The following is a 25,781-nucleotide window of genomic DNA, read 5'->3' on the forward strand; positions in this document are numbered from 1 at the left end:
GCAAACGATTATCCAGCGTTTAGATACTGCTTTTCAACTGAACTTTGCCGCTTTTTGCTAATTTTCACTTATGGCGGTGAAGAAGTAACCGCCAGATGCGCAAACGTTATCGTTGATGCGCAACTTTGCAACATTTCAGGATCATTTTCAGCCGCCGGAAAGATCAACAGGACCGCCCTGTGCAATTGCCCGCTGCCAGCCAGGACGCATTTCTACCCGTGCTTTCCAGGCATGAGTATGCGGCAAATTGTCGATACCGCCTCTGGTGAGCAAGGCAAAAATGGGAAAACTCATCTGTATATCGGCCATGCTGAGTTCATCCCCGGCAAACCAGGGACGATGGGCCAGTTCAGATTCGATAAAGTGGGCATGGGTGGCAATTTGTTTATTCAGCCAGGCTTTTTCGATACCCCCGCCCAGCGCTTTGCCAAGGGTACGAAAACCAATGGGCACCGGTGGCTTTCCGAGGCTACTGAACACCAGCTTCATCAGCAGTAGTGGCATTAAGGATCCCTCCGCGTAATGCAGCCAGAACCGATACTGATGACGCAATGCTGCCTCCTGCGGTCTGAAACGCTGCCCGGGATCGTAGGTTTCCTGAAGGTATTCAAGGATTGCCCCCGACTCCGCGAGGATCAGTTCACCGTCCTGTAACACCGGCGATTTGCCCAGCGGGTGGATCTTTTTCAGCGATTCAGGGGCAAGCATCGTCTTTTCACGCTGATAACGAATCAGCTGGTAAGGCAGATCCAGCTCTTCCAGCGCCCAGAGAATACGCTGGGAACGCGACTGATTGAGGTGATGTACGGCGAGCATGATTTTCTCCCGGTTAATTCGATGTGTGTCTTATTCGAGTTAACTATAGAAAAGCCTTCACCCTGGATAAAAAATTTGCTAAAAAACGCGCGCCTTAACTGGCGATTTTTTCACCAGGCACTACACTAAAAGTGTCAGCACAATCCGGAACCTCCAACATAAATGAGGGGTGCTGATGTCGGGGGAAACCCTCCCATACGTAAATGGGATAGAGAGAAAGACAAAGACCGGACCGACTAAAGCGCCCCAGTTGGGCGCTTTAGTTTTTTGTGTCGCGGCCCCTGTTGCGCATTAATCGTCTTCCAGCAGTCGCGCGCCTGTCCCCTGGGCACCAAGCTGATCGCCAGGGTTACGTAACGGGCAATCACTGCGTGACAGACAGCCACAGCCGATACAACCATCCAGTTCATCGCGTAACGCCACCAGCGTATGGATACGCCGGTCGAGCTCCTCACGCCACTGAGAAGAGAGGTGCTTCCACTCCTTCACACTCAGCGTATGCCCTTCCGGTAATACCCCCAACGCATCGCCAATTGTCGCCAGCGGGATCCCGATACGTTGGGCAATTTTAATGATCGCCACATAACGTAAAACATCGCGGGTATAGCGCCGCTGATTACCGTTGTTACGGGTGCTTTTAATCAGGCCTTTGCTCTCATAAAAATGCAGCGCAGAGACGGCGACTCCACTACGTTTTGCCACCTCACCCGGCGTCAACAGTGCTTTTATGCGTGCTGTTTTTATTACCATAAAACCTCTTTACCTCAAGTTAACTTGAGGAATTATACTCAAGCCCGAACCAAACGACGAATCGAAACTGGAAAGCGAAAGAGGCAGAAATATGTCCCACCAGCAGATTATTCAGACCCTGACGGAATGGATTGATGACCATATCGATCAACCGTTAAACATTGATGTTGTCGCCAGAAAGTCTGGTTATTCAAAGTGGTATCTGCAACGGATGTTCCGCACCATCCAGCATCAGACGTTAGGGGATTATATTCGCCAGCGTCGGCTGCTGCTGGCGGCAGAAGCGCTGCGCACTACGCAGCGTCCGATTTTTGATATTGCGATGGATTTGGGTTATGTCTCGCAACAAACGTTTTCGCGGGTGTTTCGTCGTGAGTTTGATCGTACTCCCAGCGACTATCGCCATCACGCATAGCCGTCGCCGGGCAGGTTACTTTAGTGGAGGCGGCTGCTTAACCCAGGCCATAAATTCCTGCGGTGGCAGCGCCTTTGCAAAGTGCCAGCCCTGACAAAATTGCACGCCACGCTTTAACAGCCAGGTCACCTGTTCACCCGTTTCAACCCCTTCAGCAATAATCTTCAGACGCAGGCTATGAGCCATTTCGATGATATGTTCTGCGATAAGGTGGCTGGTGCTATTGGTGGTTAAGGTGTCGATAAAAGACTTATCGATCTTCAGAATGTCGACATTTAATGAATACAGGTTATGTAAGTTGGAATAGCCAGTCCCAAAATCGTCGATCGCCACTTCGTAGCCGGCCTGGCGAAATGCCTGAATAACAGGCGTGGTTTTGGGCACATCGATAAAACCGCGCTCAGTAACTTCAATTTTAATTTGCTCAGCACGTACAGAATATTCACGGGCTTTATTTGAGATCAGCGCAATAAGCCGTGAGGAGTGAAAGTCGACCGCTGATAAATTGATCGAAATATAAAGATCTGGCCACTTCGCCAGAAATTCACCTAAATCGAGAAAAACTTCATCCACAACATAATCGGTAACACGTTCGATCATGCCTTCTTTTTCTGCAAGCGGAATAAATTCTGCCGGACTCATTACCTGGCCATTAAACCCCGGCCAGCGCAATAATGCTTCTGCGCCAACACATTGGCCATTTTTTATATCAATAATAGGTTGGTAATGAAGTTTAAGCTGATGTTTAACTAATGCTCTATGGAGCAAACGACGCGGGGAGTTAAACTCCTGCCGTGTTCGCGACCACATCAGTAAAACAATAATACTGCAGATCATGCCCAGCGGTAGCGTCAGGGTCGCCTGATGGTAAAGAGACTGAAAGTAGCTATCACTGGATGTCGAAACTATGATGGCGATAGGGCGTTTGTCAGAATGTGCAATGGTATAAAAACGCTGCTCTTTTTGAAAAGTCAGGTCGCTTTTATGCACTAACGTTTCCATCGTTTGCAGGTCGGCCTGCGGACTGACGGAGAAAAACATCCTGGTGACGGTGTCATAAATGCCGAACGCCAGGGAAGGATCGTCTGAAGTCACTTCACTAAAGGAAAGTGGATTGACCACCGCCACATATTTACCCTGCTGCAGATAGACCATTTTATATCCAGGATAAAATGGCGTATCCCGGTAATAATAAATAGAGATGTCAGGCTTGCGTTTATACTCAGGTGGCGAAATAGCATACGATTGCGGTGGCGTTATTGCAGTAGAACAGATGAACTGCTCGCCATGGGCGTAAATTAAATCTGCAACATACAGACTGCCACGGGTGATATTGAGCATGTAATCACGATGCTCAGGAGAACAGATACGACCTTGATATTTTTCCGCAGCGCTGTAGGCTGAATTGACCTGCCCAATAACGATTTCTGTTTTATCCAGAGCCAGTTGGGCAAAAGAACGCAACTGTGCCCCTGTTTCCTTTACTGCACGGATGTGCGCAAACCATAGCGACAGCAACACCGGCAGGAGCACTACCACGATGATCCCGACGAGTCTCAGCATCTTGCGACGCACGCTATGATTCATTTCCGCCTATATCCCTGCATTTAGTGTGCCTGCATGTAATGACGGCAGGATGCTTTGATAAACAGGTGATTACGTTGCATGAATCATACGACATTAGCAACTTACTTTTTCCATTAAAAACCTAATATTTGGTTATGACGATAATATTTGCCCGTAAGGCAAACTAGAAGTATGCGTTATGTTTATATTAAGGAAAATATTTATCCACTACTCACCAGGTGCTTTTAGTTTGCGCAACAGACTATCTTTGATTAAGTCAAACTGTCCACAGGATAAAAAAAAGAGCAGCCAATCGCGTATTTTTTCATCTAATCGGCCGGGAGCCAAAGAACACGATAATATTTAAAAAATGGCTTCTGAGATGACGGTTTTGCTACGTCCGGTGCGCTTTGCATCGTACAGGGCATTGTCAGCAAGCGTAAGCAAAACTGAAGTATCAGAGACACCGCCGGTCACGAATACAACACCAGCGCTGAACGATAAGGTAATCTTTTCACCTTCTTTGAAAATGGGCTTGTCCATCAATGCGGAACGAATTTTTTGGCTAAAACGCATCGCGGACTCGCTGTCTTCCCCTGGTAACAAAATCAGAAATTCCTCACCCCCAAGTCGCCCCAGCGAGTAACCCAGCAAGCTGAGTTCGCGGATCTTTTCGCAGAAATGCAGCAGAGCCGCATCGCCGGTAAGATGCCCCCAGCGGTCGTTAATACTCTTAAAATGATCGAGGTCGAGCATCAGCAAGCTAAAGTGGCTGAAAGGGTCGCCGGGGACACAGGCGACAAGGGCCTCTTTAAACTGCCTCAGGATGGAGAAGCGGTTAAAACAACCGGTTAAATCGTCAGTGGTGGCCTTCATCGCCAGTTGGTGTTCCACCTTTTTGCGCTCGGTGATATCAAGCCCGATACTAAGAATCGACTTATCAGGCAATAAGATATTCGACCAGAGGACCGTCAGAGCTTCGCCATTACGTTTTACCGGGTGCCATTCGTGCATGTCGACCGTGGCGGAGGAGCTTACGGTGGCCCGAACCTGATGGCGGATTTCGGCATCCGGGAAAAACAGCGCTAGCGGGTCTGAACATTGATTTAGCTCCTCAATAGTCCAGCCAAACAAACGTTCGCACTCGCCATTCCACAGGACGCAGCGGTTATTTTTATCAAATGAATTCATTAATACTGGCGCGCGTTCAAATAAGACTTTGTATTGCGCAACGATACGCTGCATTTCCCTCACCATCCGCTCTCGGGCAACAATATCCAGAAGGTGGTCTTTTAATTTATCGACCAGAATAATTACCACACTTTTTATTATGTCCATTGAAGACAAAACCCGAGGGAAGGCTAAAAAGAAAAAGCCATCCAGACCCGATGCCGTTGAATTCAATTTGCAAAGAATGCCGCTTTGGTATTTATCCACGGCTTCATGGCCCGCAGGAAATAACAAAGAGCCGACCTGCCGACGCCAGCAAATAACCCGCCAGGCATGTTGATGACGACGCAATTGTGAATGTTCGAGAAACGCCAGTGTATCTTTGAGGCTACAGGAGTGATGCCCGGCACTGGCATGCTGGATCTCGCCCTCTTCTTCAACCACAACCCACGCAAGCGTTGACCCCACCGCCGTGTTGATGGCGCCAAGGATCTCAGCAAGCGTACGCTGATCGGTCAACTAGGGCATTAATTTTGCCAGAACGCCAAGCGCCACTGCACCATCATCCATAGGGATGGTGGAGATTTCTGTTGTCATTTTTTCTTTCACCGATGATTAAACACACCGGACCATACCCACAATGAGCAAACTGTAAAAACAGTAAAAACCAGACAAGCAGCGCCCGCATTAATAAATGCCGCGTAATGTGAAAATCGTCAGTTGAGGATATATCCATCAGGATCAAAAAACCTGAAAGGCCATACTCAGGTTATATAACCATTAGATCAAGAGTAATAGATCAATTGCAAACTGTAAATCAAACCAAAAAATCAATATAAATCATAAAGTTAAAACAAAAGCCATTGAAAGTATTTTATTGTTATTCATAGCAAAAAATTATAGCTCCCTTTTAATAGCATTTTTGTCCATATTCAAAAACCATTTATCTATAAAAAATCCAGCAACTCAGACTGGTGAATAAAAGAACAAATGTGATATAGTTCACATTATTCAAGGAAGAATGCTGTTTCACCCCGATTTATTCCCCTGCGGACCTAAGCATCGCCAGCGCCCTGTGCCTGTGGCGCAAGCCCGTCCGCCTGAGCGTTATTTTTTTGAGGATGGTTTCATGGCAACCTTAACCACCAGCGTCGTGTTGTTGCGCTGGCAGATATTAAGTGCAGTGCTGATGTTTATGGCCAGCACCCTGAATATTCGTTTTCGTAAAGCAGATTATATCGGCCTTGCAGTGATCAGTAGCGGTCTCGGCATGGTCGCCGCCTGCTGGTTCGCAACCGGCTTGTTGGGTATCACCCTGCTTGACGCCTCCAGTATCTGGCACAATGTGCTGAATATTATGGAAGAAATGTCGCAGAAAGCGCCACCTGAATGGCCGATGGTCATCACCTGATCAAGCAGCGTCATGCAGGGTAAAGCCGGTCAATTCAACCATTGACCGGCTTTTTTATTGCGCCGTTTTCCTGTCCTCCGCCCGTGCTTATCAGCCGAGCGGCGGCGTGCGCGGCGGCACCAGGCGCTTACTGCCGGTAGCTTCGAACGCGGCGGCAAAACGCAGCAGGTTGTTGTCGTCATAAGCCCGCCCCGCAAAGGTCAAGCCCACCGGCATGCCGGTATCGGCCATCACCCCCATCGGAACGGTAACGGTCGGCACGCCCAGGTGGCGGATGGCAAGGTTACCGTTGGCAACCCAGACCCCATTACTCCAGGCGATATCGGCCGAAGCCGGGTTGATATCCGCATCCGCCGGGGCAACGTCAGCCACGGTGGGGAACAGTACCGCGTCGAGTTTGAGTTCGCTCATCCAGTCTTCCAGATCCAGCTTGCGGGTCTTCTCCAGACCACGCAGACCGTCAGGCACGCTGGCTATCTGGTCATACGGTTTGATGCCGCGCCTGGCCATATTGACATACTCTTCCATACCTGCGGCCAGGTCGCCCTCGCGGTTCGGCAAAGTGCCCGGATCGTGGGGGAAGATCAGCGGCCCGTTAACGTCGGCCAGTTTGTTCAGTTTGGGATCGCCATTGGCGCGCAGGAAGTCGTCAAAGGCCCAGCCAGACAGCTCCCATAGCTCATCATGGAGATATTCCGGGGTGACAATACCGCGGTTGTACACCGTTGGCGCGCCGGGACGATCTCCTTCGCAGTTAGACACCAGCGGGAAATCCACCTCCACCACTTCGGCACCGGCAGCTTCCAGCGCTTTGCGTGCCGCTTCCCAATGGTCGATCACTGAAGCCCGGGTGTGGATACGCTGACCCGTTGGGCCGCCAATACCGGGGTTTTCGCTGGTCCCGGCCAGTTCATCTTTGTTGATAAACATGCGTGGCACACCCAGGCGTTTGCCTCGCAGAGTATCGCCCCTGGCAGCGAGATCCAGGTAGGAGGCCGGGCGGACCTCTGACGCTTTGGGAATGCTCACCCAGGGCTGCAAACGCCACAGATCGCCACGGTTGTCCGCATCATCCGCGACAATAATGTCAAGCACCTCAAACAGATCGGCCATAGTGCGGGTATAAGGCACCACCACATCCATGGTCGGGGTCAGCGGCCAGTTGCCGCGCACAGAGATCACGCCGCGTGACGGGGTGTAGGCGCACAGGCCGTTGTTCGATGCCGGGCCACGACCGCTCGACCAGGTTTCTTCAGCCAGCCCAAAGGCGGCGAAGCTGGCGGCGGTAGCAGTGCCTGCGCCATTAGAGGAGCCAGAAGCAAAAGGTGCGGTAAGGTAGCGGCCGTTATACGGGCTTTCGGCACGTCCGTAGACGCCGCGCTGCATACCGCCATTGGCCATTGGCGGCATATTCGTCTTACCAAGGCAAATAGCCCCTGCGGCGCGCAGGCGTTCAATAGTGAACGCATCGCGACAGGCCACCAGGTCCTTGAAAGCCGGGCTGCCGGAAGCCGCGGTGAGCCCTTTCACCAGATAGCTGTCTTTGGCGGTGTAGGGAATACCGTCCAGCGGACCCAGCGTTTTACCACTGGCACGGCGCGCGTCAGAAGCTTCGGCTTCCTTTAGCGCGTCAGGATTACGTACCACCACCGCATTCAGCCTGGTCTCAGTCTCAGGGCCATCGTAAGCATCGATTCGGGCGAGATATGCACTGACCAGTTCAACAGCCGTAGTGCGACCCGATTCGAGCGCTTCACGTAGCGCGGCAATAGAAACCTCGGTAACCTCGATCATGCTGCTTTCTCCGGCAGGAAGGTGAATCGTTGGCGGCCTCCGCCGTGCAGGGCGGACACATCGCAATCCTTATCGTGTCTTTTCATAAGCGTGACTCCTTGGTTGGTACGTTTACGCGAATATATTCAGGGAGTTATTATCTGAAGTACAGCCTCACCGTCTTTGGACCTGTTCTGTCGCGCATTCATTGAGTTCTGCATACGCTTTTTTAGCCCGACGGATAATAATGTCACCCACGCCCAGTACAAGTATTACCTCAGTCAGAATCGGGCCACGATGACGCATGTGTTTTTTTTATTCATTAAAACAGCCGATTATATTTTTAATGCCACCGCAGGTTTGTAATGAGAACCATTCTCATATTAACATGCCGCCGTGATTATCAACTTTTGATACTTTTAGCCATGCCTGACTACGCCACGACACCCGTTCCTGTGACGATTGAATCGCTGTATGGCGAGCATCATGGCTGGCTAAAATCATGGCTCACCCGCAAGCTTCAGTCGACCTTCGATGCCGATGACATCACCCAGGATACCTTTTTGCGTATTATGCGCGGTGAATCCCTGACGGCTATCCGCGATCCAAAATCATTCCTCTGCACCGTCGCCAAACGGGTCATGATCGATCTGTTCCGCCGTAACGCGCTGGAAAAGGCCTGGCTTGAAATGCTGGCACAGTTGCCGGAAGACTCAGCGCCGTCACCGGAAGTACAGCAAAGCCAGCTCGAATTATTACAGCTCCTGGATCGCATGCTGGACGGTCTGAGCAGTAAAGCACGGGAAGCCTTTTTGCTGTCGCAACTGGATGGAATGGCCTACAACGATATTGCCGCCCGGCTGAACGTCTCGGTCAGCTCAGTGAAAAAGTATGTCGCTAAAGCCGTAGAACATTGCCTGCTGTTTCGCCTGGAGCATGGGTTATGAGCAGCGCGCTGACAGATGCCCGCCGCCAGGCGTTGCGTTCGGCGTCCCACTGGTATGCAACCCTCAGTGATAAACAGGTTAGCCCACAGCAAACCGCGCGCTGGCAACAATGGTACGAGCAGAGCCAGGAAAACCAGTGGGCCTGGCAGCAGGTGGAAAACTTACGTAATGAGATGAGCGCGATCCCCGGAGAGCTGGCACACCGTGCCCTGCAGGACACGCAGCTTACCCGCCGTCGGGTGATGAAAGGGATGCTCCTGCTGTTGGGGTTAGGCGGAGGCTGGCGTCTCTGGCAGTCCGAGACCGGGGAAGGGCTACGCGCGGATTACCGCACCGCGAAAGGCGCAGTTCAGCAACTGACGCTCGCCGATGGCAGCCAGCTGGCGCTGAATACCGACACCGCCGTCGACGTGCAGTTTGATGGCGAACAGCGACTTATTCGACTCTGGTATGGCGAAATTGCCATTACCACCGCCAAAGATACCTTGCAGCGCCCGTTCCATGTGCAGACCCGCGAAGGGCGGCTGACCGCGCTGGGTACACGCTTTAGCGTGCGCCAGCAGGACAATGGCGTCGAACTTACGGTGCAACAGCACGCCGTCGAAGCAAGACTGGCATCCTCCCCTGACCAGATAAGGGTGGTCGAACAGGGGCAAAGCCTGCGCTTTAATGCCACGACCTTTGGCGCCGTCCAGCCTCGTGATGAAGAGGAGATCAGCTGGACGCAGGGGGTACTCAGTTTCAGCGATAAGCCGCTCGCCGAGGTGATTGCCATTCTTGGCCGTTACCGTTCCGGCATCGTGCAGTGCGACCCGCCGGTCGCCGGATTACGGCTCAGCGGCACCTTCCCGCTTAATGATACCGATCGAATTTTGCAGACCATCGCAAAAACACTTCCCGTAAAAATTCAATACGTTACAAGGTACTGGGTTAACGTAACCGCGTTAAGCTAATTGAAAACGAAAAAAATTATCATTTTCGTTTGTCCTTTTTCCCTCCTTCGTCCGACTTCATAGATGAACACAACAAAAATGATGATGGAGACGTTATGACGCCTTTTCGCGCACTTCGTAAAACAACACCTTTGGTCATGGCAATACGTTTGAGTTTGCTGCCGGTGGCAAGCCTTGCCAGCACCGCAGCCTTCGCCGCCGTCGCACCGGCGACAATCCAGTATGACATTCCCGCCGGAGCCCTGGACAAAGCGCTCAACCAGTTTGCCGCCAAAAGCGGTATTACCCTTTCGGTGGATGCCAGCCTGACTCGTGGCAAACAGAGCCAGGGCCTGAAGGGAACCTGGACCGTTGATGGCGGTTTAGAAACCATGCTGTCCGGCAGCGGCCTGCAAAGCAAAGCCCTGGGCAATAATGCCTGGACGCTTGAGCAAACGCCCGCCGGGCAGGAAGAGTCACTCACCATCATCGGCGACTGGCTGGGAGAAGCCCGTGAGAATGATGTTTTTGAACATGCAGGCGCACGTGATGTGATTCGCCGCGATGCCTTTGCCAGCTCCGGGGCAACGACCATGCGCGAAGTACTTAACCGTATCCCTGGCGTCTATGCCCCGGAAAATAACGGTACAGGTAGCCACGATCTGGCGATGAACTTCGGTATTCGTGGGCTTAACCCGCGTCTTGCCAGCCGCTCTACCGTGCTGATGGATGGCATTCCCGTTCCCTTTGCGCCCTATGGCCAGCCGCAGCTCTCCCTCGCGCCAGTCTCGCTGGGAAATATGGACGCCATTGACGTAGTCCGTGGCGGCGGGGCCGTGCGTTATGGGCCGCAAAGCGTGGGCGGCGTCGTCAACTTTGTGACCCGTGCCATCCCGAAAGAGTTCGGTATTGAAGCCGGTATGGAAGGCCAGCTTAGCCCGTCCTCTTCGCAAAACTCGCCGAAAGAAACCCACAATCTGATGATTGGCGGCACGGCGGAAAATGGTTTTGGCTCAGCGCTGCTGTACTCAGGGACGCGTGGCAGCGACTGGCGCGAGCATAGCTCAACCCGCATTGACGATATCATGCTGAAAAGCAAATATGCCCCCAACGAGGTGCATACCTTTAACAGCCTGCTGCAATATTACGATGGCGAAGCCGATATGCCCGGCGGCCTGTCACGCGCGGACTACGATAAAGACAGATGGCAGTCCACCCGCCCTGACGACAGCTTCTGGGGTCGCCGCCAACTGGCAAGCCTCGGCTATCAGTTCCAGCCGGACAGCCAGCATAAATTCAATATTCAGGGCTTCTACACCCGCACCCTGCGCAGCGGTTATTTGCTCCAGGGCGCGCGCGTTACCCTGTCGCCGCGTGATTACTGGGTCCGGGGTATTGAGCCGCGCTACAGCCAGAGCTTCAACCTCGGCCCGACCGCGCATGAAGTGGGCGTTGGCTACCGCTATGTGAATGAGTCAACGCATGAGATGCGTTACTACACCTCCGCCACCAGTGGACAAATGCCATCCACGCAAAGTCCGTATGACCGCGACACCCGTTCCGGTACCGAGGCCCACGCCTGGTATCTCGACGATCGTGTTGACGTCGGCAACTGGACTATCACCCCGGGTATGCGCTTCGAACATATCGAGTCATATCAGGACAACAATATCAAAGGCACCCGTGAGGAAGTGAGCTACAACGCGCCGCTGCCTGCACTGAATGTGCTTTATCACCTCAACGAAAGCTGGAATCTCTATGCCAACACCGAAGGTTCGTTCGGAACAGTACAGTACAGTCAAATTGGCAAGGCTGTGCAAAGCGGCAATGTGGAGCCGGAAAAAGCGCGTACCTGGGAAGTCGGAAGCCGATACGACGACGGCGTCCTGAGCGCGGAAATGGGGCTGTTCCTGATTAACTTCGATAATCAGTACGACTCCAACCAGACCAATGACACGGTTACGGCGCGTGGTAAAACACGCCACACCGGCGTGGAAGGCCAGGTTCGCTATGACTTCTCAGACCTGACCCCTGCGCTGGAAAATGTTTCAGCTTACGCCAGCTATGCGTACGTCAACGCGGAAATTCGCGAAGCAGGTGACACTTACGGCAACCAGGTTCCCTTCTCGCCAAAGCACAAAGGCACCTTCGGCGTGGATTACAAACCCGGAAACTGGACGTTCAACCTGAACAGCGAGTTCCAGTCCAGCCAGTTTGCTGACAATGCCAATACCCGCGCAGAGAGCGCCGATGGCAGCACCGGTCGTATCCCGGGGTACATGTTATGGGGCGCGCGCGCCGGGTACCAGTTCGGCGCTGATATGGCGCACCTGAACCTGGCCTTTGGCGTGAAGAACCTGTTTGACCATGAGTACTTCACCCGCTCGTATGATGACAACAACAAAGGTCTCTACGTCGGGCAACCACGCACGCTGTATATGCAAGGTTCAGTGAAGTTCTAAGTCTGGTATCGCCGGATGGGGCAAAACGCCTTATCCGGCCTGCAGGACAGTTGGTTTTTTGCCGTCGGGCTGGCCTGCGCCGCCCGACAGGACGGGAGAAATATGTTGGCTTATATTCGTTTTTTATTGGCGGGCCTGCTGGTACTGACCAGCCAGGCCTTTGCCGTTACCGTTCAGGATGAGCACGGCAGCTTTACCCTCGATAAAACGCCACAACGGATTGTGGTACTGGAACTCTCCTTCGCCGATGCGCTGGCAGCGGTAAACGTCAGCCCGGTGGGGATTGCGGATGATAACGATCCCTCCCGCATTCTTTCCGACGTCAGCGCCCGTTTTACGCCGTGGCAATCTGTCGGCACCCGCGCGCAGCCGAGCCTGGAAGTGATTTCGGCCCTGAAGCCGGATCTGATCATCGCAGACAGCAGCCGTCATGCCGGTATTTACGCCGCGCTACAGGCTATCGCCCCGGTGTTATTACTGAAGTCCCGTAACGAAACCTACGAAGAAAATCTGCAATCTGCGACGATCATCGGCAAAGTTGTGGGCAAAGAGGGAGAGATGACCCAACGCCTGGCGTTACATCACCAGCGGATGCAGGCCTTTGCCGCCGACCTTCCCAAAGGCGCCACGGTGGTGTTTGGTACCTCCCGCGAACAGCAATTCAACCTGCACTCCAGCCAAAGCTACACCGGTAGCGTGCTGGCTTCGCTGGGGTTAACCCTCCCGGCCGCCGTCAATAATGCCCCGATGGCCGCTATTGGTCTGGAACAGTTGCTGGCAATCAACCCGCAGTGGCTGATTGTGGCGCACTATCGCCAGCAGAGCATTGTCCGCACCTGGCAGCAGGACCCACTCTGGCCAATGATGCAGGCGGCGCAGAAGCAGCAGATTGCACAAGTGGACAGTAATACCTGGGCGCGGATGCGCGGTATTTTTGCCGCCGAGCGTATCGGTTCCGACATGGTCAAAATTGTTCATCATCAAGCGGTTATCACCGCCCCATGACCCACGGGAGCCCAATATTGTGGCGCTGGGGTCTGCCCGTACTGGTACTGGGAGGTGTGTTCTGGCTGAGCCTGTTTTGCTGGTCGCCGGTGGCTATTCCCGCATTTAGCGCCCTGCATGCGTTATTGCCAGGCCCCCCGTCTTCGATGGCGGAAGCGCTGGTGCAGAACCTGCGTCTGCCGCGCAGCCTGGTGGCCATGCTGATTGGCGCAAGTCTGGCGCTGGCCGGAACCCTGCTGCAAACGCTGACCCACAATCCGCTGGCCTCGCCCTCGCTGCTGGGTATTAACAGCGGCGCGGCGCTGGCAATGGCCGTGGTCAGCGCCATCAGCCCGGCACCGCTGGCAGGCTTTTCACTGGCCTTTATTGCGGCCGTGGGCGGCGGGCTGTGCTGGCTGCTGGTGATGACAGCAGGCGGCGGCTGGAGGCGATCACTGGACAGGCATCGGGTGATCCTCGCAGGTATCGCTCTTTCGGCACTGTGTATGGCCCTCACCCGCGTTACCCTGCTGCTGGCTGAAGACCACGCTTACGGTATCTTTTACTGGCTGGCTGGCGGCGTCTCTCACGCTCGCTGGCAGGAATTCTGGCATCTTTTCCCGGTGGTTGCGCTGGTGACGCCAGTCGTCCTGTTACTGGCAAATTCGCTGAATCTGCTCAATATCAGCGATGATTCTGCCCACACCCTGGGCGTCAATCTGCCGCGAGTACGGCTTATCATCAACCTGGCGGTATTGCTGTTGGTAGGAACCTGCGTCAGCGTTGCCGGGCCGGTGGCCTTTATTGGCCTGTTGATGCCGCACCTGGCGCGACTATGGGTGGGGCATAGCCACCAGCGCCTGCTGCCGATGAGCATGTTGCTGGGCGCGACCTTTATGCTGCTGGCTGACCTCGTTTCCCATGGGCTGGCCTGGCCTGGCGAACTGCCAGCCGGGGCAGTCGTGGCGTTAATTGGCGCGCCGGGATTTGTCTGGCTGGCCAGGAGGCGCGGATGAACACTCGTACTTTCGCGGGGCTGCTACTGCTGATGCTATTGCTGACAACCGCGCTGGCGCTGCGGGCGGGCGCGCTGCCGCTGCCGTGGTCGGCGCTGTTCTCAGGCTGGCAGTCAGGCAGTGAACACCACTATGTGCTGACGCAATATCGCCTGCCGCGCGTAATTCTGGCGCTAGTGGTCGGCGCGGCACTGGCGGTCGCGGGCGTGCTGGTGCAGGGAACGATACGCAATCCGCTGGCATCGCCGGATATTCTGGGTATTAACCACGCCGCCAGTCTGGCAGCGGTGGGCGCTATGCTGCTGATCCCTGGGCTGTCGGTGTTCTGGCTCCCCTTTATGGCCTTCGTCGGGGGCATGGCGGGCCTGTTTTTGCTGCGCGCGCTGGTCAACACGGCTTCCCCTATGAAGCTGGCATTAACCGGGGTCGCCCTTTCCGCCTGCTGGGCCAGCGTCCTCGATTATCTGCTGCTCTCCCGTCCGCAGGATATTAATAACGGGCTGCTGTGGCTGACGGGCAGTCTGTGGGGGCGGGATCTCTCCTTTGTGATGGTGGCGCTGCCCGCGCTGCTGGTGCTGGTTCCCTTGAGTTTCTTCTACAGCCGTGACCTGGACTTACTGGCGCTGGGAGATGAACGTGCCGCCACCCTGGGCGTTTCGGTCGCCCGCACCCAGTTTCAGGTCCTGTTGCTCGCCGTTGCCCTGACCTCGGTCGGCGTCGCCGTATGCGGGCCAATAGGTTTTATCAGCCTTGTGGTTCCCCACATTATGCGCCGCTGCGCAGGTGGCCGACACCGGGTGCTGCTCCCTCTTAGCGCACTGACTGGCGCGCTTGTTCTGCTGCTGGCCGACCTTCTGGCCCGCACAATCAATCCACCGATGGAGCTCCCCGCCGGGGTGCTGACCGCCATTATCGGCGCGCCGGGTTTTATCTGGCTGTTAGTAAGGATGCGCTAATGAATGTGAGAACCGAAAGTCTGACTGCTGGCTATGGCGCAACATCCGTCCTGAAGGATATCTCCCTTGTGCTGCCGTCTGAGAAAATCACCGCGCTGCTTGGCCCCAATGGCTGTGGTAAATCGACGCTGTTAAAGTGCTTTTCACGGCTTTTAGCCCCTCAGTCTGGCCATATCTGGCTGGATGAAAAACCGATGGCATCCTTTAATTCCCGTCAGTTATCACGGCGGCTGGCGCTGTTGCCCCAGCATCATATGATCCCGGAGGGCATTACCGTCCGTGAGCTGGTTGCCTATGGTCGCAGCCCCTGGCTTCCCCTCTGGGGACGATTGTCGAAGCATGACAATATGATGATTGATGCCGCCATGGCGAAAACCCACACCGCAAGCCTGGCATCAAGTCAGTTAACCCGGCTCTCAGGCGGCCAACGACAGCGCGCTTTTCTGGCGATGCTGCTGGCCCAGGATACTCCCATTGTTCTGCTTGATGAGCCCACCACCTGGCTGGATATTAATCATCAGGTCGAATTAATGGGATTAATGCAGGCACTGCGCGATAGCGGAAAAACGGTGATTACCGTGCTGCATGATCTTAATCAGGCCAGCCGCTATTGCGACAATCTGGTGGTGCTGGCAAGTGGAAGAATTGCCGCCCAGGGAACGCCGCAGGAGGTCATGACGCCTGCGCTGTTGCGCGAGGTATTTAGCGTAGCAGCAGAGATCCACCCGGAGCCGGTGTCCGGCAGGCCGATGTGCGTGATTTGCGATTAAGGACGAGCACAAAAAAATAACCCTCTCGATGGAGAGGGTTATCATGCGGGAGATCTTAGAACGGGATGTCGTCGTCGAAGTCCATCGGCGGTTCGTTAGACTGTGCCGGTGCGGACTGCTGCGGACGGGACTGCGCGCCGCCGCTGAACTGGTTGCCGCCCTGCGGCTGCTGAGGCTGCCCCCAACCGCCCTGCTGACCCTGGCCGCCCTGACCACCACCGGCCGGAGCGCCACCGCCCTGACGGCCGCCCAGCATTTGCATGGTGCCGCCGACGTTGACCACCACTTCAGTGGTGTACTTTTCAGAGCCGGACTGATCGGTCCATTTGCGGGTACGCAGCTGGCCTTCGATATAGACCTGAGAACCTTTACGCAGGTATTCACCGGCGACTTCAGCCAGTTTGCCGAACAGCACAACACGGTGCCACTCAGTCTGCTCTTTCATCTCACCGGTCGCTTTATCGCGCCAGGATTCGGAGGTCGCCAGCGTAATGTTGGCAACTGCGCCACCACTCGGCATGTAGCGTACTTCCGGGTCCTGCCCCAGATTACCGACGAGAATCACCTTGTTTACGCCTCTGCTGGCCATGATCGAGTCTCCTGAATACGTTTCTGTATAGTGTAAACGCGAGAGTGTACCATTTCCACTTGGTCTTCCGATAGTTTCGAAGCATCTTCCAGAGTTCTCACGAACCGCACATTCTTGCACAGCTAACCAGAATAAGCATTCCAATACTGTATATTCAGACAGGGTAAATTGTGTCATAATTAGCCGTTTCCGCCGGTTGCCCTTCGAGCAAACCTGGCGATCCGTGTTTTAACCGGGAAAGGTGAATGGATAAGATCGAAGTACGGGGCGCACGCACCCACAATCTCAAAAACATCAACCTCGTCATCCCACGCGACAAGCTGATTGTCGTTACCGGGCTGTCGGGTTCGGGTAAATCTTCACTGGCCTTCGACACCCTGTATGCCGAAGGGCAGCGACGCTATGTTGAATCGCTCTCCGCTTACGCCCGTCAGTTCCTGTCACTGATGGAAAAACCGGACGTTGACCATATCGAAGGGCTCTCACCGGCGATTTCCATCGAGCAGAAATCGACGTCGCACAACCCGCGTTCCACCGTCGGTACCATCACTGAAATTCACGATTATCTGCGTCTGCTGTTTGCCCGCGTCGGCGAGCCGCGCTGCCCGGATCATGATGTGCCGCTCGCAGCGCAAACCGTCAGCCAGATGGTCGATAACGTGCTGGCGCTGCCGGAAGGTAAACGCCTGATGCTGCTGGCTCCGGTGATTAAAGAGCGTAAAGGCGAGCACACCAAAACCCTGGAAAATCTCGCCAGCCAGGGCTATATCCGTGCGCGTATTGATGGCGAAGTGTGCGATCTTTCCGATCCGCCGCCGCTGGAATTGCAAAAGAAACACACCATCGAAGTGGTTATCGATCGCTTCAAGGTGCGTGAGGATCTGTCGCAACGCCTTGCCGAGTCATTTGAAACGGCGCTTGAGCTCTCCGGCGGTACGGCAATTGTCGCCGATATGGACGACGCCAAAGCCGAAGAACTGCTGTTTTCCGCCAACTTCGCCTGCCCGGTGTGTGGCTACAGCATGCGCGAGCTGGAGCCACGCCTGTTTTCGTTCAACAACCCGGCGGGCGCCTGCCCGACCTGTGACGGCCTTGGCGTGCAGCAGTATTTCGACCCGGACAGGGTTATCCAGAATCCTGAGCTTTCACTGGCCGGCGGCGCTATTCGCGGCTGGGATCGGCGTAATTTCTACTATTTCCAGATGCTCAAGTCGCTGGCTGAGCATTATAAATTTGATGTCGATGCCCCATGGGCCAGCCTGAGCGCGAATGTGCACAAAGTGGTGCTGTTCGGTTCCGGTAAAGAGAACATTGAATTCAAGTATATGAACGATCGCGGCGATACCTCCGTGCGCCGTCACCCATTCGAAGGCGTGCTGCACAATATGGAGCGCCGCTACAAAGAGACCGAATCCTCAGCGGTACGCGAAGAGCTGGCAAAATTTATCAGCAATCGTCCGTGCACAAGCTGCGAAGGAACGCGTCTGCGGCGTGAAGCACGCCATGTGTATGTTGAAAACACCCCCCTGCCGACCATTTCAGATATGAGCATCGGCCATGCGATGGACTTCTTCACCAATCTGAAGCTCTCCGGTCAGCGGGCTAAAATAGCCGAAAAAGTGCTCAAAGAGATTGGCGACAGGCTGAAATTCCTCGTCAACGTCGGTCTGAACTACCTGAGCCTTTCTCGCTCTGCGGAGACCTTATCCGGCGGCGAAGCCCAGCGTATCCGTCTGGCAAGCCAGATTGGCGCAGGCCTGGTGGGCGTGATGTATGTGCTGGACGAACCCTCGATCGGCCTGCATCAGCGCGATAACGAACGTCTTTTAGGAACCCTGATTCACCTGCGCAACCTCGGTAACACGGTGATCGTCGTCGAGCATGATGAAGACGCTATTCGCGCGGCTGACCATGTGATCGATATCGGTCCTGGTGCTGGCGTGCACGGCGGTCAGGTGGTGGCTGAGGGCACACTGGATGCCATTATGGCAGTGCCGGAGTCCCTTACCGGCCAGTACATGAGCGGCAAACGCAAAATTGAAGTCCCTAAATCACGAGCCAAAGCCGACCCGCAAAAAGTGCTGAAGCTGTCCGGCGCGCGCGGCAACAACCTCAAAGACGTGACCCTGACGCTGCCGGTTGGCCTGTTTACCTGTATTACCGGGGTTTCCGGCTCGGGTAAATCGACGCTGATCAACGACACCCTGTTCCCGATCGCGCAGACCCAGCTTAACGGGGCTACCCTGGCTGAGCCTGCGCCGTATCGCGAGATTCAGGGTCTGGAACATTTCGATAAAGTTATCGATATTGACCAGAGCCCGATTGGCCGTACGCCGCGCTCCAACCCGGCGACCTATACCGGCGTCTTCACCCCCGTGCGCGAACTCTTTGCCGGCGTACCGGAATCTCGTTCCCGCGGCTACACGCCTGGACGTTTTAGCTTTAACGTCCGCGGCGGGCGCTGCGAAGCCTGCCAGGGTGATGGCGTCATCAAGGTTGAGATGCACTTCCTGCCGGATATCTACGTGCCCTGCGATCAGTGCAAAGGCAAACGCTATAACCGCGAAACGCTGGAAATCAAGTACAAGGGCAAGACTATCCATGAAGTGCTGGATATGACCATCGAAGAGGCCCGCGAATTCTTTGATGCCGTTCCGGCACTGGCGCGCAAGCTGCAAACCTTGATGGACGTGGGCCTGACCTATATTCGTCTTGGTCAGTCGGCGACCACCCTTTCCGGCGGCGAAGCCCAGCGCGTGAAACTGGCGCGCGAGTTATCCAAACGCGGCACCGGTCAGACGCTCTATATTCTTGATGAGCCGACCACCGGCCTGCACTTTGCCGATATCCAGCAACTGCTGGAGGTGCTCCACCAGCTCAGAGACCAGGGCAACACCATTGTGGTCATTGAGCACAATCTGGATGTGATTAAAACCGCAGACTGGATTGTTGACCTCGGGCCGGAAGGCGGCAGCGGCGGCGGCGAAATTCTGGTCGCAGGAACTCCGGAAACCGTCGCCGAATGCGAAGCATCGCATACGGCGCGCTTCCTGAAACCGATGCTGAAATAATCAGTCCGAAAGCTGTTGCCTGAGCGGATCGGGCAACAGCGAAACGGCCTGTTTATATGAGGCATTCACCAGGTAGTAAATCTGCGAATCGGGCAGGGATCCATCGAGATAAATGGTGCTCCAGTGGGCTTTGTTCAGATGCCTGCTGGGGCGCACGTCAGCATGTTGTTGCCGTAGCAGTTCTGCCAGTTCCGGGCTGGTTTTCAGCGATGCCGCCGGGCGCCCTTCCACCTCTTTCACCATGGCGAAAAGCACGTCAGCAACCTTAATCTGCGTGGCTTTCCAGTCACTATGTACGCTCTGTTCTGCTCCGGGTTTAGCCATGCAATACTGGAGTAACTCCGAAATTGTCATCCTTATTCCCCTTGTAGTGTCGCGGTGATTTTCCGCGAACCGCCGTGGATACGATATCGATAACCGCCTGCATTCAGATTAGGAGAAAATTCTCTCTGTGCCCGTCGGAAAATCAGGTTAACAACCACAAAGGGTGCTGACAATATGCAGGATACTGACGAACCTCATCCCGGCGTTCGTTATGACGCCTGATGCGCAAGTATTGATGCGCCAATCAAGCCGCCATCACTAAAATGGCAACCAGGGATCAGTAAGGGTTCATCCGTTTTAAGCAGGATCTTGCGCCGAACTGCCTCATCCAGACGAGCGATCAACGTTAACTCACTGGCTAAGCCCCCTCCGGCCACAATTTTGTGAGGACCCAGTATATTCACCGCATGCGCCAGTGGCTCGCTGACCAACTCGACCCATACCGCCAGCGTCATGGCTGCCTGCTCTTGTTCGGCAAACGCCGCCTGCACAATGTCCTGGCTGGCGAGCGACTCGCCGCTGAGTAACTGATGCAAACGTTCAATCCCTCTGGCCCCGCCTAGCGTATCAAGGCAACCAGACTGACCGCAGCCGCAGGGTAAACGCGGCAATGTGACCGTTTTTCCCTGTACGACGAGGCTGGTCGGGGTAACAGGAGCATGTCCCCATTCAGCGCTAATCCCCTGATTACCTTTAAAGATTTTCCCGTGGATCGCAATCCCCCCGCCAATTCCGCTGCCGATAATAATCCCCAGAACCACCGGCAGATCTTTTGCCGCGCCGTAGCAGGCCTCAGCCAGGGTAAAGCAATCGGCATCATTAGCCATCACCACCGTTCGCCCCAGGTCAGCAGATAAGGTCTGGGTGATTTTCACCCCCTGAAAGGGAGGGACATTGCTGGCAAGAATACTATCCTGAGCGATATCCACTACGCCTGCGCAGGAGAGAGCGACAGGGCTGCTGGTTGATAAGGCATCACCGTATTCGGCAATAATGCTGCGAATAGCCGCCGAAAAATCCGCCCAGTGCGTGGCAAGAAGCGGACGCTGCCGTTTATGACTAATAACGCCCTCAGCAGTTGAAAGCGCGCTTTTAATGAAAGAGCCGCCAATATCCAGGCACAATACGCTGTTATTCATAAACGGGAATCCAGTAAGTCACGAAGGCCATCGCCCAACACATTGAATCCCAGCACCGAGACGACGATAGCAAGCCCTGGCCACAGAGAGATGCCCAGGCTCATGCCAAGAAAGTTACGCCCATCGCTCATCATCGTGCCCCATTCAGGCATTGGCGGTTGCACGCCCATACCGAGGAAAGACAGAGATGCCGCCGCCAGGATAACAGACCCGCCAGTTAACGTTGCCTGAACGGTAATAGGGCCGAGGGTATTACGCAGAATATAATGAATAATCAATCTTCTGTAGCCAATCCCTAGCGACCGGGCGGCTTCCATATATTCCATGTTCTTAATACCTAACGTCAGGTTACGACTCAGACGCGCATATACCGGAACCGAAAAAATAGCGATGGCAAGTAGCATATTCATCAGCCCTGAACCCAGGACGCTGACCAGCAAAATCGCCAGCACAATTCCCGGGAAGGCAAAAATGACATCCATCACCCACATAATCGCGTGGTCAACATACTTGCCGCATAACGCCGCAGCGATCCCCAGTGGTAATCCCATCAGCAGAGATAGCGCGACGCTGACCGCCACTTCAATTAACGATATCCGGGCGCCGTAAACAGTGCGTGAAAAAATATCCCGACCATAGTCATCGGTCCCCATCCAGTGCTCTGGAGAAGGAGAGGCAAGGATATTTATTAAATCCTGGGCATAGGGATCATAATGGGCAATCAGCGGGGCAAAAATGGCGCACAGCGTGATTAACCCCACCAAAAAACCACCAATGCTGATGGCAGGATGTTTCACCATCCAGCGCAGAGACGTCGCCAGGTTATTTCTCGATTTTTCTACCGTAATGTCAGACATGTTAATCAAACCTTATTTTCGGATTGATTCTGGCGATAATGATTTCACCGATCAGATTCATCACCACAACACTTGCCACCGTTATCATTGTTACCCCCTGAATAACCGGGTAATCACGATAACGCACTGAATCGACCAGATAGCGCCCGATACCAGGCCAGTTAAAGACAGACTCCGTAACCACCGCGCCGCCAATTAAGCTGCCGAAATTCAGGGCAATAATAGTAACGATGGGAATCAGTGCATTGCGCAATGCATGTTTAAAGTAGATTTGAAAAGGGGCTAATCCCTTGGCTCTGGCAGTGCGAATATAGTCTTCACCCAACACATCCACCATGCTGGAACGCGTCATTCTGGACATCACCGCCATAGGGAAAATACCCAGACATACTGACGGCAATATATAGCTTTTCCATCCCTCAGCACCTAACAGAGGAAGCCAGCCCAGTTTCACCGAGAACGTATCCATCGCAATTAAAGCCAGCCAAAAGTTGGCGATAGATGCCCCGGCTATCGCCATCAGCATCAGCACATGATCGGCCAAGTGATTACGATAAATCGCCGCACACATACCGGCAGGGACGCCAATGGCCATCGCCATAATCCAGGCCAGTAACGCCAGGCCCAGGGTATAAGGTGCGCGTTCGCCTATCTCTTCTGATACTGGCTGGCCTGATTTTAGCGACGTGCCAAAATCGCCTTTCAGCATTCCGCTAACAAAGTGTCCGTATTGTACCGGCAGAGGCTCATCAAGCCCCAGACGAGTATGCATACGGCTAACGTCATCCTGAGTTGCCTGAGGGCCGGCCATCAAACGCGCGGGATCGCCAGGTAAAGTCCTGATCGCCAGAAAGACGATGAGCGAAGCACCAAGCAGAATGAATGGCAACGACAACAATTTCTTTACGACATAAGCCTTCATAGCAACTCCGGGGCATCCTGCTTTATGGTTTCTGCGCGTTAATCACAATAATTTCTCCACCGGGTTCCATACGGACACCCTTAATCCCGCTGCGCGTTGCGTAGAGGTCGTTCTGGAAGTAGAGCATCACGTGAGGAGCATCCTGCATGATGACTTTTTGTGCCTGCACGTAATCGGCAATACGTTCTTTGTCATCCATCGTCGAGGAGGCTTTATCCAGCAGCTCATCAACCACCTGATTCTTGTAGAAACCGAGATTTGCGCCAACGGGCGCCGCGCTTTGCGAGTGATAAAGAGGGCGCAGTTGTAAATCCGAGCCATTAAGACCAGAGGACCAGGAGGCAAGCACTGAATCCGTATGATTCGCCAGTTTTTCGCTCACCGGCGCAAATGCCGCCTTACTCCAGACGCCACTTTCCATCTGTTGAATATTCACTTTAACGCCGACCTTGCCCCACATCGCCTGCAGGATCTGCGCGGTACGCGCATCGGGTCCCTGAACCGCAATATTCATATCAAAACCTTGCGGATATCCGGCATCTTTCAGCAACGTTTTCGCTTTATCAACGTTATAAGGGTACTCATTGAGCGTACTGTCGTAGCCTTCATTAACCGGGGCAAGCGGCGAGTTTGCGGCGGAAGCGAAACCGAACATCACCGCTTTGAGGAGTGCGTCTTTATCCGTTGCGAAATTCAGCGCCTGCCGCACACGCGCATCATTCAATGGTTTTTGCTCGGTGTTGAGCGCCAGCCAAAATACCGATGCCCCCTCGCCCTCTTCCAGCTTGATTTGCGGATTGCTTTTCAGTTGCAAACCAAACTGAGGGGGAACCGGGTTGATAACGTCAACCTGACCGGAAAGTAACGCCATATTCATGACGGAAGGCTCAGAGCTCCAGGTCCATTTGATTTGATCCGGGCCGTCGTTTTTGCCCCAGTAATGCGGGTTCTTTTTCTGCAGCACGTACTCGCCAGCTTTATACTCCTGCAGCATATACGGACCGGTGCCATCCGCCTTGCGGCCAATGGTGCCTGCCTTTTCTGCCTCAGGGCTGACCATTTTCGCCGATCCGCCGGTCAGCAAATTCAAAAACGAGGGATAGACTTTCTTCAGCGTGATCTCAACCGTCTCGTCATCTATTTTCTTCACTGACGCCACCACATTACGCATGCGGGAACTGGCGGCTAAACCGCGTTTGGTATCGATATGACGCTGGAGGTTAACGACGACCGCATCCGCATTAAAGGGCGTACCATCATGGAAGACGACATTTTTACGCAGCGTGAAGGTCCAGACTTTACCGTCATCGCTCATTTTCCATGAGGTGGCCAGCGCGGGTTCAATCTTGTACTCAGGGGACAAATCAACCAGACCTTCATACATCGGTTTTAACACCGTGTCGGTAAACGTTGCCGTCTGATCGCCCGGATCCATGCTACGTGGAGCCTCATTCTGCATCACATTTAGCGTTGCTGCCTGTAATGATGTCACGCCACCTACAGCCAGAACGCCCGCCAGGATGGAAATTCGATACTTATTCAAAAGCAATGCCTTCATCTGTTACCCCAGTCTGTTTGTTGTGTTGTTGCGCGCTATCATTAAGAACAATTTTTATGCGCATTAGATTTCTATTGATATATCAATAACCAATAAAAAGCCACATTAGGTAATATAATTAACTTATAAGTGTGAATTTAGTTATTTTTATGAATAAAGTGATTGCTAAAGCAACAGTGGACAATTACTTTTAAAAAAAACTGAAAATGAATAACTATGCTAAATAAACTTCAGCAACAAATCGTTTCTCTGGTGTGTAACGAAGATGGCGCGAGCCGTGCAGACCTCGCTCGCCTGACGGGCATGAGTAAAGCGGCGATCGGTACAATAGTGAAAGAGCTGCTGGCTGACGGTATTTTGCAGGAAAGCGATATACCCGCGTCTGGCGGACAGGGCCGCCCGTCGGTCACCCTCTCTCTTGCCCCTGATGCGGCATACGCTATCGGCATCTCATTTATTGATAATCAGTTGGTTATGGTGCTGGCCAATGGCAAAGGGGAAATCCTTCTTGAGCGTAACCTTATTCCCGCGAGCGGGATCCCACCCTTAGTTCAGCAACTGGCGAATGAAATCGCCGCGATGCTCGAACAGTCGGCCATTGATCGGCAACATTTAATGGGCGTGGGTTTGGCCCTGTCGGCATTTATTGATGCCAGCCAGTCAGTATGTGTGCAGTCGGCGTTAATGGGCTGGCATCAGGTTCCACTCGCGGAATTACTGAGTAAAGCTACTGGCGGGCTGCCGGTGGTAGTTGAAAACGACACTCGCGCATTAGCCATTCATGAAAAAACCTTTGGTCTGTTACGCAAACAGGACAGTGCGGTGGTCATTTCCCACGGCAGCGGTATTGGCAGCGCGGCGGTTATTCACGGGCGCATCTGGCGAGGGGCGCACGGCGGTGCAGGCGAAATCGCGCACTGCACCATTGTTCCGGCAGGAAAACCTTGCCGCTGTGGCAAACGCGGTTGTCTGGACACCATTGCCTCGCTAACGGCCATTTTTGAACAAGCCAGAATGGAAGGGATAGATGCCACAAGCCTGAGCGAACTGGAAGCGATGGCGCGTAAGGGCCATTCCGCAGCGGTTCACATTCTGCATCAGGCAGGAGATGCGTTGGGGATGGCGATTGCCAATCAGATCCATAACAACGATCCTGCCGCCATTATGCTTGCCCACCAGCCGGAGCATTTTCAGGGGCTGCTTAATACCGTCATGCAGCAGGCCATCGAAACCAATCTGCTCCCTGGCATGGCCGGTAAAACACCACTCATATACCGCGCTCTCGAACCGAATAGCTGGGCGCTGGCTGCGGCAAGCGTCGCCATCATTCACGTTTTATTTCCTGAATACTAA

General features: G+C 54.1%; 22 protein-coding genes. 11 read left to right on the plus strand and 11 right to left on the minus strand.

Annotated features, from left to right (window positions below):
• Positions 1-147: 147 nt before the first annotated feature.
• Positions 148-816, minus strand: coding sequence for a glutathione S-transferase family protein (locus tag ACSZO4_RS02845; protein WP_437887321.1), 669 nt, complete (start codon positions 814-816; stop codon positions 148-150).
• Between the two features lie 291 nt (positions 817-1,107).
• Entirely contained in the window at positions 1,108-1,566 is a 459-nt protein-coding gene (soxR, locus tag ACSZO4_RS02850; RefSeq protein WP_437887322.1) for a redox-sensitive transcriptional activator SoxR, read from the minus strand.
• Between the two features lie 91 nt (positions 1,567-1,657).
• On the opposite strand from soxR, the gene soxS reads away from it, so the two are divergent.
• Positions 1,658-1,981, plus strand: coding sequence for a superoxide response transcriptional regulator SoxS (gene soxS, locus ACSZO4_RS02855; RefSeq protein WP_437887323.1), 324 nt, complete (start codon positions 1,658-1,660; stop codon positions 1,979-1,981).
• Positions 1,982-1,996: 15 nt separating this feature from the next.
• On the opposite strand, the gene ACSZO4_RS02860 is transcribed toward soxS, so the two are convergent.
• Together ACSZO4_RS02860 and ACSZO4_RS02865 are read right to left on the minus strand one after the other, a co-directional pair.
• Positions 1,997-3,568: an EAL domain-containing protein gene (locus ACSZO4_RS02860; protein ID WP_437887324.1), complete on the minus strand. Its 1,572-nt coding sequence runs from the start codon at positions 3,566-3,568 to the stop codon at positions 1,997-1,999.
• 342 nt (positions 3,569-3,910) lie between these two features.
• Entirely contained in the window at positions 3,911-5,236 is a 1,326-nt protein-coding gene (locus tag ACSZO4_RS02865) for a diguanylate cyclase (RefSeq protein WP_437887325.1), read from the minus strand.
• Between the two features lie 610 nt (positions 5,237-5,846).
• Between ACSZO4_RS02865 and ACSZO4_RS02870 the strand changes: the two genes are divergently transcribed.
• Entirely contained in the window at positions 5,847-6,128 is a 282-nt protein-coding gene (locus ACSZO4_RS02870) for a YjcB family protein (protein WP_437887327.1), read from the plus strand.
• Between the two features lie 90 nt (positions 6,129-6,218).
• Here the strand turns inward: ACSZO4_RS02870 and ACSZO4_RS02875 are convergent, their stop codons facing one another.
• Positions 6,219-7,922 carry an amidase gene (locus ACSZO4_RS02875; protein WP_437887328.1) on the minus strand — a complete coding sequence of 568 codons (1,704 nt, stop codon included), beginning with the start codon at positions 7,920-7,922 and terminating at the stop codon, positions 6,219-6,221.
• A 404-nt stretch (positions 7,923-8,326) separates the two neighbouring features.
• Here ACSZO4_RS02875 and fecI point away from each other — a divergent pair, with 404 nt between their 5' ends.
• From fecI to fecE, 7 genes are all read left to right on the plus strand, one after another.
• Entirely contained in the window at positions 8,327-8,848 is a 522-nt protein-coding gene (gene fecI, locus ACSZO4_RS02880; RefSeq protein WP_437887368.1) for a ferric citrate uptake sigma factor FecI, read from the plus strand.
• Complete coding sequence (gene fecR, locus ACSZO4_RS02885) at positions 8,845-9,801, plus strand: ferric citrate uptake sigma factor regulator FecR (protein ID WP_437887329.1); 957 nt, start codon at positions 8,845-8,847, stop codon at positions 9,799-9,801. The genes fecI and fecR overlap by 4 nt, the downstream gene beginning before the upstream one ends.
• Positions 9,802-9,896: 95 nt before the next feature.
• Positions 9,897-12,242, plus strand: coding sequence for a TonB-dependent Fe(3+) dicitrate receptor FecA (gene fecA / locus ACSZO4_RS02890; RefSeq protein ID WP_437887330.1), 2,346 nt, complete (start codon positions 9,897-9,899; stop codon positions 12,240-12,242).
• A 102-nt stretch (positions 12,243-12,344) separates the two neighbouring features.
• Positions 12,345-13,247 (plus strand): Fe(3+) dicitrate ABC transporter substrate-binding protein FecB, encoded by a 903-nt coding sequence (locus ACSZO4_RS02895; RefSeq protein ID WP_437887369.1) that lies wholly within the window; start codon positions 12,345-12,347, stop codon positions 13,245-13,247.
• The gene (fecC, locus tag ACSZO4_RS02900) at positions 13,244-14,242 is read left to right on the plus strand and encodes an iron-dicitrate ABC transporter permease FecC (protein WP_437887331.1); all 999 of its coding nucleotides are present in this window, start codon (positions 13,244-13,246) and stop codon (positions 14,240-14,242) included. The genes ACSZO4_RS02895 and fecC overlap by 4 nt, the downstream gene beginning before the upstream one ends.
• Positions 14,239-15,198, plus strand: a complete 960-nt coding sequence (gene fecD / locus ACSZO4_RS02905; RefSeq protein ID WP_437887332.1) for a Fe(3+) dicitrate ABC transporter permease subunit FecD — start codon at positions 14,239-14,241, stop codon at positions 15,196-15,198. Before fecC ends, fecD begins: the two co-directional genes overlap by 4 nt.
• Positions 15,198-15,968, plus strand: coding sequence for a Fe(3+) dicitrate ABC transporter ATP-binding protein FecE (gene fecE, locus ACSZO4_RS02910; protein WP_437887333.1), 771 nt, complete (start codon positions 15,198-15,200; stop codon positions 15,966-15,968). Before fecD ends, fecE begins: the two co-directional genes overlap by 1 nt.
• A gap of 55 nt (positions 15,969-16,023) precedes the next feature.
• Here the strand turns inward: fecE and ssb1 are convergent, their stop codons facing one another.
• Positions 16,024-16,557, minus strand: a complete 534-nt coding sequence (gene ssb1 / locus ACSZO4_RS02915; protein WP_437887334.1) for a single-stranded DNA-binding protein SSB1 — start codon at positions 16,555-16,557, stop codon at positions 16,024-16,026.
• 245 nt (positions 16,558-16,802) lie between these two features.
• On the opposite strand from ssb1, the gene uvrA reads away from it, so the two are divergent.
• A complete protein-coding gene (gene uvrA, locus ACSZO4_RS02920) occupies positions 16,803-19,628 on the plus strand; it encodes an excinuclease ABC subunit UvrA (RefSeq protein ID WP_437887335.1) in 2,826 nt (941 codons plus the stop codon).
• On the opposite strand, the gene ACSZO4_RS02925 is transcribed toward uvrA, so the two are convergent.
• From ACSZO4_RS02925 to ACSZO4_RS02945, 5 genes are all read right to left on the minus strand, one after another.
• Positions 19,629-19,982 (minus strand): MmcQ/YjbR family DNA-binding protein, encoded by a 354-nt coding sequence (locus ACSZO4_RS02925; protein ID WP_437887336.1) that lies wholly within the window; start codon positions 19,980-19,982, stop codon positions 19,629-19,631. It lies immediately after the preceding gene.
• Between the two features lie 179 nt (positions 19,983-20,161).
• Positions 20,162-21,091: an ROK family protein gene (locus ACSZO4_RS02930; RefSeq protein WP_437887337.1), complete on the minus strand. Its 930-nt coding sequence runs from the start codon at positions 21,089-21,091 to the stop codon at positions 20,162-20,164.
• Positions 21,088-21,948 (minus strand): ABC transporter permease, encoded by an 861-nt coding sequence (locus ACSZO4_RS02935; RefSeq protein WP_437887338.1) that lies wholly within the window; start codon positions 21,946-21,948, stop codon positions 21,088-21,090. Before ACSZO4_RS02935 ends, ACSZO4_RS02930 begins: the two co-directional genes overlap by 4 nt.
• 1 nt (position 21,949) lies before the next feature.
• A complete protein-coding gene (locus ACSZO4_RS02940) occupies positions 21,950-22,870 on the minus strand; it encodes an ABC transporter permease (protein ID WP_437887339.1) in 921 nt (306 codons plus the stop codon).
• A gap of 22 nt (positions 22,871-22,892) precedes the next feature.
• Positions 22,893-24,428 (minus strand): ABC transporter substrate-binding protein, encoded by a 1,536-nt coding sequence (locus ACSZO4_RS02945; RefSeq protein WP_437887340.1) that lies wholly within the window; start codon positions 24,426-24,428, stop codon positions 22,893-22,895.
• A 216-nt stretch (positions 24,429-24,644) separates the two neighbouring features.
• On the opposite strand from ACSZO4_RS02945, the gene ACSZO4_RS02950 reads away from it, so the two are divergent.
• On the plus strand, positions 24,645-25,781 hold the full coding sequence (locus ACSZO4_RS02950; protein WP_437887341.1) for an ROK family protein: 1,137 nt from the start codon (positions 24,645-24,647) through the stop codon (positions 25,779-25,781).

The organism is Phytobacter sp. V91 (assembly GCF_965644225.1).
Classification (GTDB): domain Bacteria; phylum Pseudomonadota; class Gammaproteobacteria; order Enterobacterales; family Enterobacteriaceae; genus CBFFRJ01.

Coding starts and splice junctions, on each gene's coding strand:
- ACSZO4_RS02895 (WP_437887369.1), top strand. CDS start 12,345: ATGTTGGCTTATATTCGTTTTTTATTGGCGGGCCTGCTGGTACTGACC.
- soxR (WP_437887322.1), bottom strand. CDS start 1,566: ATGGTAATAAAAACAGCACGCATAAAAGCACTGTTGACGCCGGGTGAG.
- fecE (WP_437887333.1), top strand. CDS start 15,198: ATGAATGTGAGAACCGAAAGTCTGACTGCTGGCTATGGCGCAACATCC.
- ACSZO4_RS02945 (WP_437887340.1), bottom strand. CDS start 24,428: ATGAAGGCATTGCTTTTGAATAAGTATCGAATTTCCATCCTGGCGGGC.
- ACSZO4_RS02950 (WP_437887341.1), top strand. CDS start 24,645: ATGCTAAATAAACTTCAGCAACAAATCGTTTCTCTGGTGTGTAACGAA.
- ACSZO4_RS02925 (WP_437887336.1), bottom strand. CDS start 19,982: ATGACAATTTCGGAGTTACTCCAGTATTGCATGGCTAAACCCGGAGCA.
- uvrA (WP_437887335.1), top strand. CDS start 16,803: ATGGATAAGATCGAAGTACGGGGCGCACGCACCCACAATCTCAAAAAC.
- fecI (WP_437887368.1), top strand. CDS start 8,327: ATGCCTGACTACGCCACGACACCCGTTCCTGTGACGATTGAATCGCTG.
- ssb1 (WP_437887334.1), bottom strand. CDS start 16,557: ATGGCCAGCAGAGGCGTAAACAAGGTGATTCTCGTCGGTAATCTGGGG.
- fecD (WP_437887332.1), top strand. CDS start 14,239: ATGAACACTCGTACTTTCGCGGGGCTGCTACTGCTGATGCTATTGCTG.
- fecA (WP_437887330.1), top strand. CDS start 9,897: ATGACGCCTTTTCGCGCACTTCGTAAAACAACACCTTTGGTCATGGCA.
- ACSZO4_RS02935 (WP_437887338.1), bottom strand. CDS start 21,948: ATGTCTGACATTACGGTAGAAAAATCGAGAAATAACCTGGCGACGTCT.
- fecR (WP_437887329.1), top strand. CDS start 8,845: ATGAGCAGCGCGCTGACAGATGCCCGCCGCCAGGCGTTGCGTTCGGCG.
- ACSZO4_RS02930 (WP_437887337.1), bottom strand. CDS start 21,091: ATGAATAACAGCGTATTGTGCCTGGATATTGGCGGCTCTTTCATTAAA.
- ACSZO4_RS02860 (WP_437887324.1), bottom strand. CDS start 3,568: ATGAATCATAGCGTGCGTCGCAAGATGCTGAGACTCGTCGGGATCATC.
- ACSZO4_RS02940 (WP_437887339.1), bottom strand. CDS start 22,870: ATGAAGGCTTATGTCGTAAAGAAATTGTTGTCGTTGCCATTCATTCTG.
- ACSZO4_RS02875 (WP_437887328.1), bottom strand. CDS start 7,922: ATGATCGAGGTTACCGAGGTTTCTATTGCCGCGCTACGTGAAGCGCTC.
- soxS (WP_437887323.1), top strand. CDS start 1,658: ATGTCCCACCAGCAGATTATTCAGACCCTGACGGAATGGATTGATGAC.
- ACSZO4_RS02845 (WP_437887321.1), bottom strand. CDS start 816: ATGCTCGCCGTACATCACCTCAATCAGTCGCGTTCCCAGCGTATTCTC.
- fecC (WP_437887331.1), top strand. CDS start 13,244: ATGACCCACGGGAGCCCAATATTGTGGCGCTGGGGTCTGCCCGTACTG.
- ACSZO4_RS02870 (WP_437887327.1), top strand. CDS start 5,847: ATGGCAACCTTAACCACCAGCGTCGTGTTGTTGCGCTGGCAGATATTA.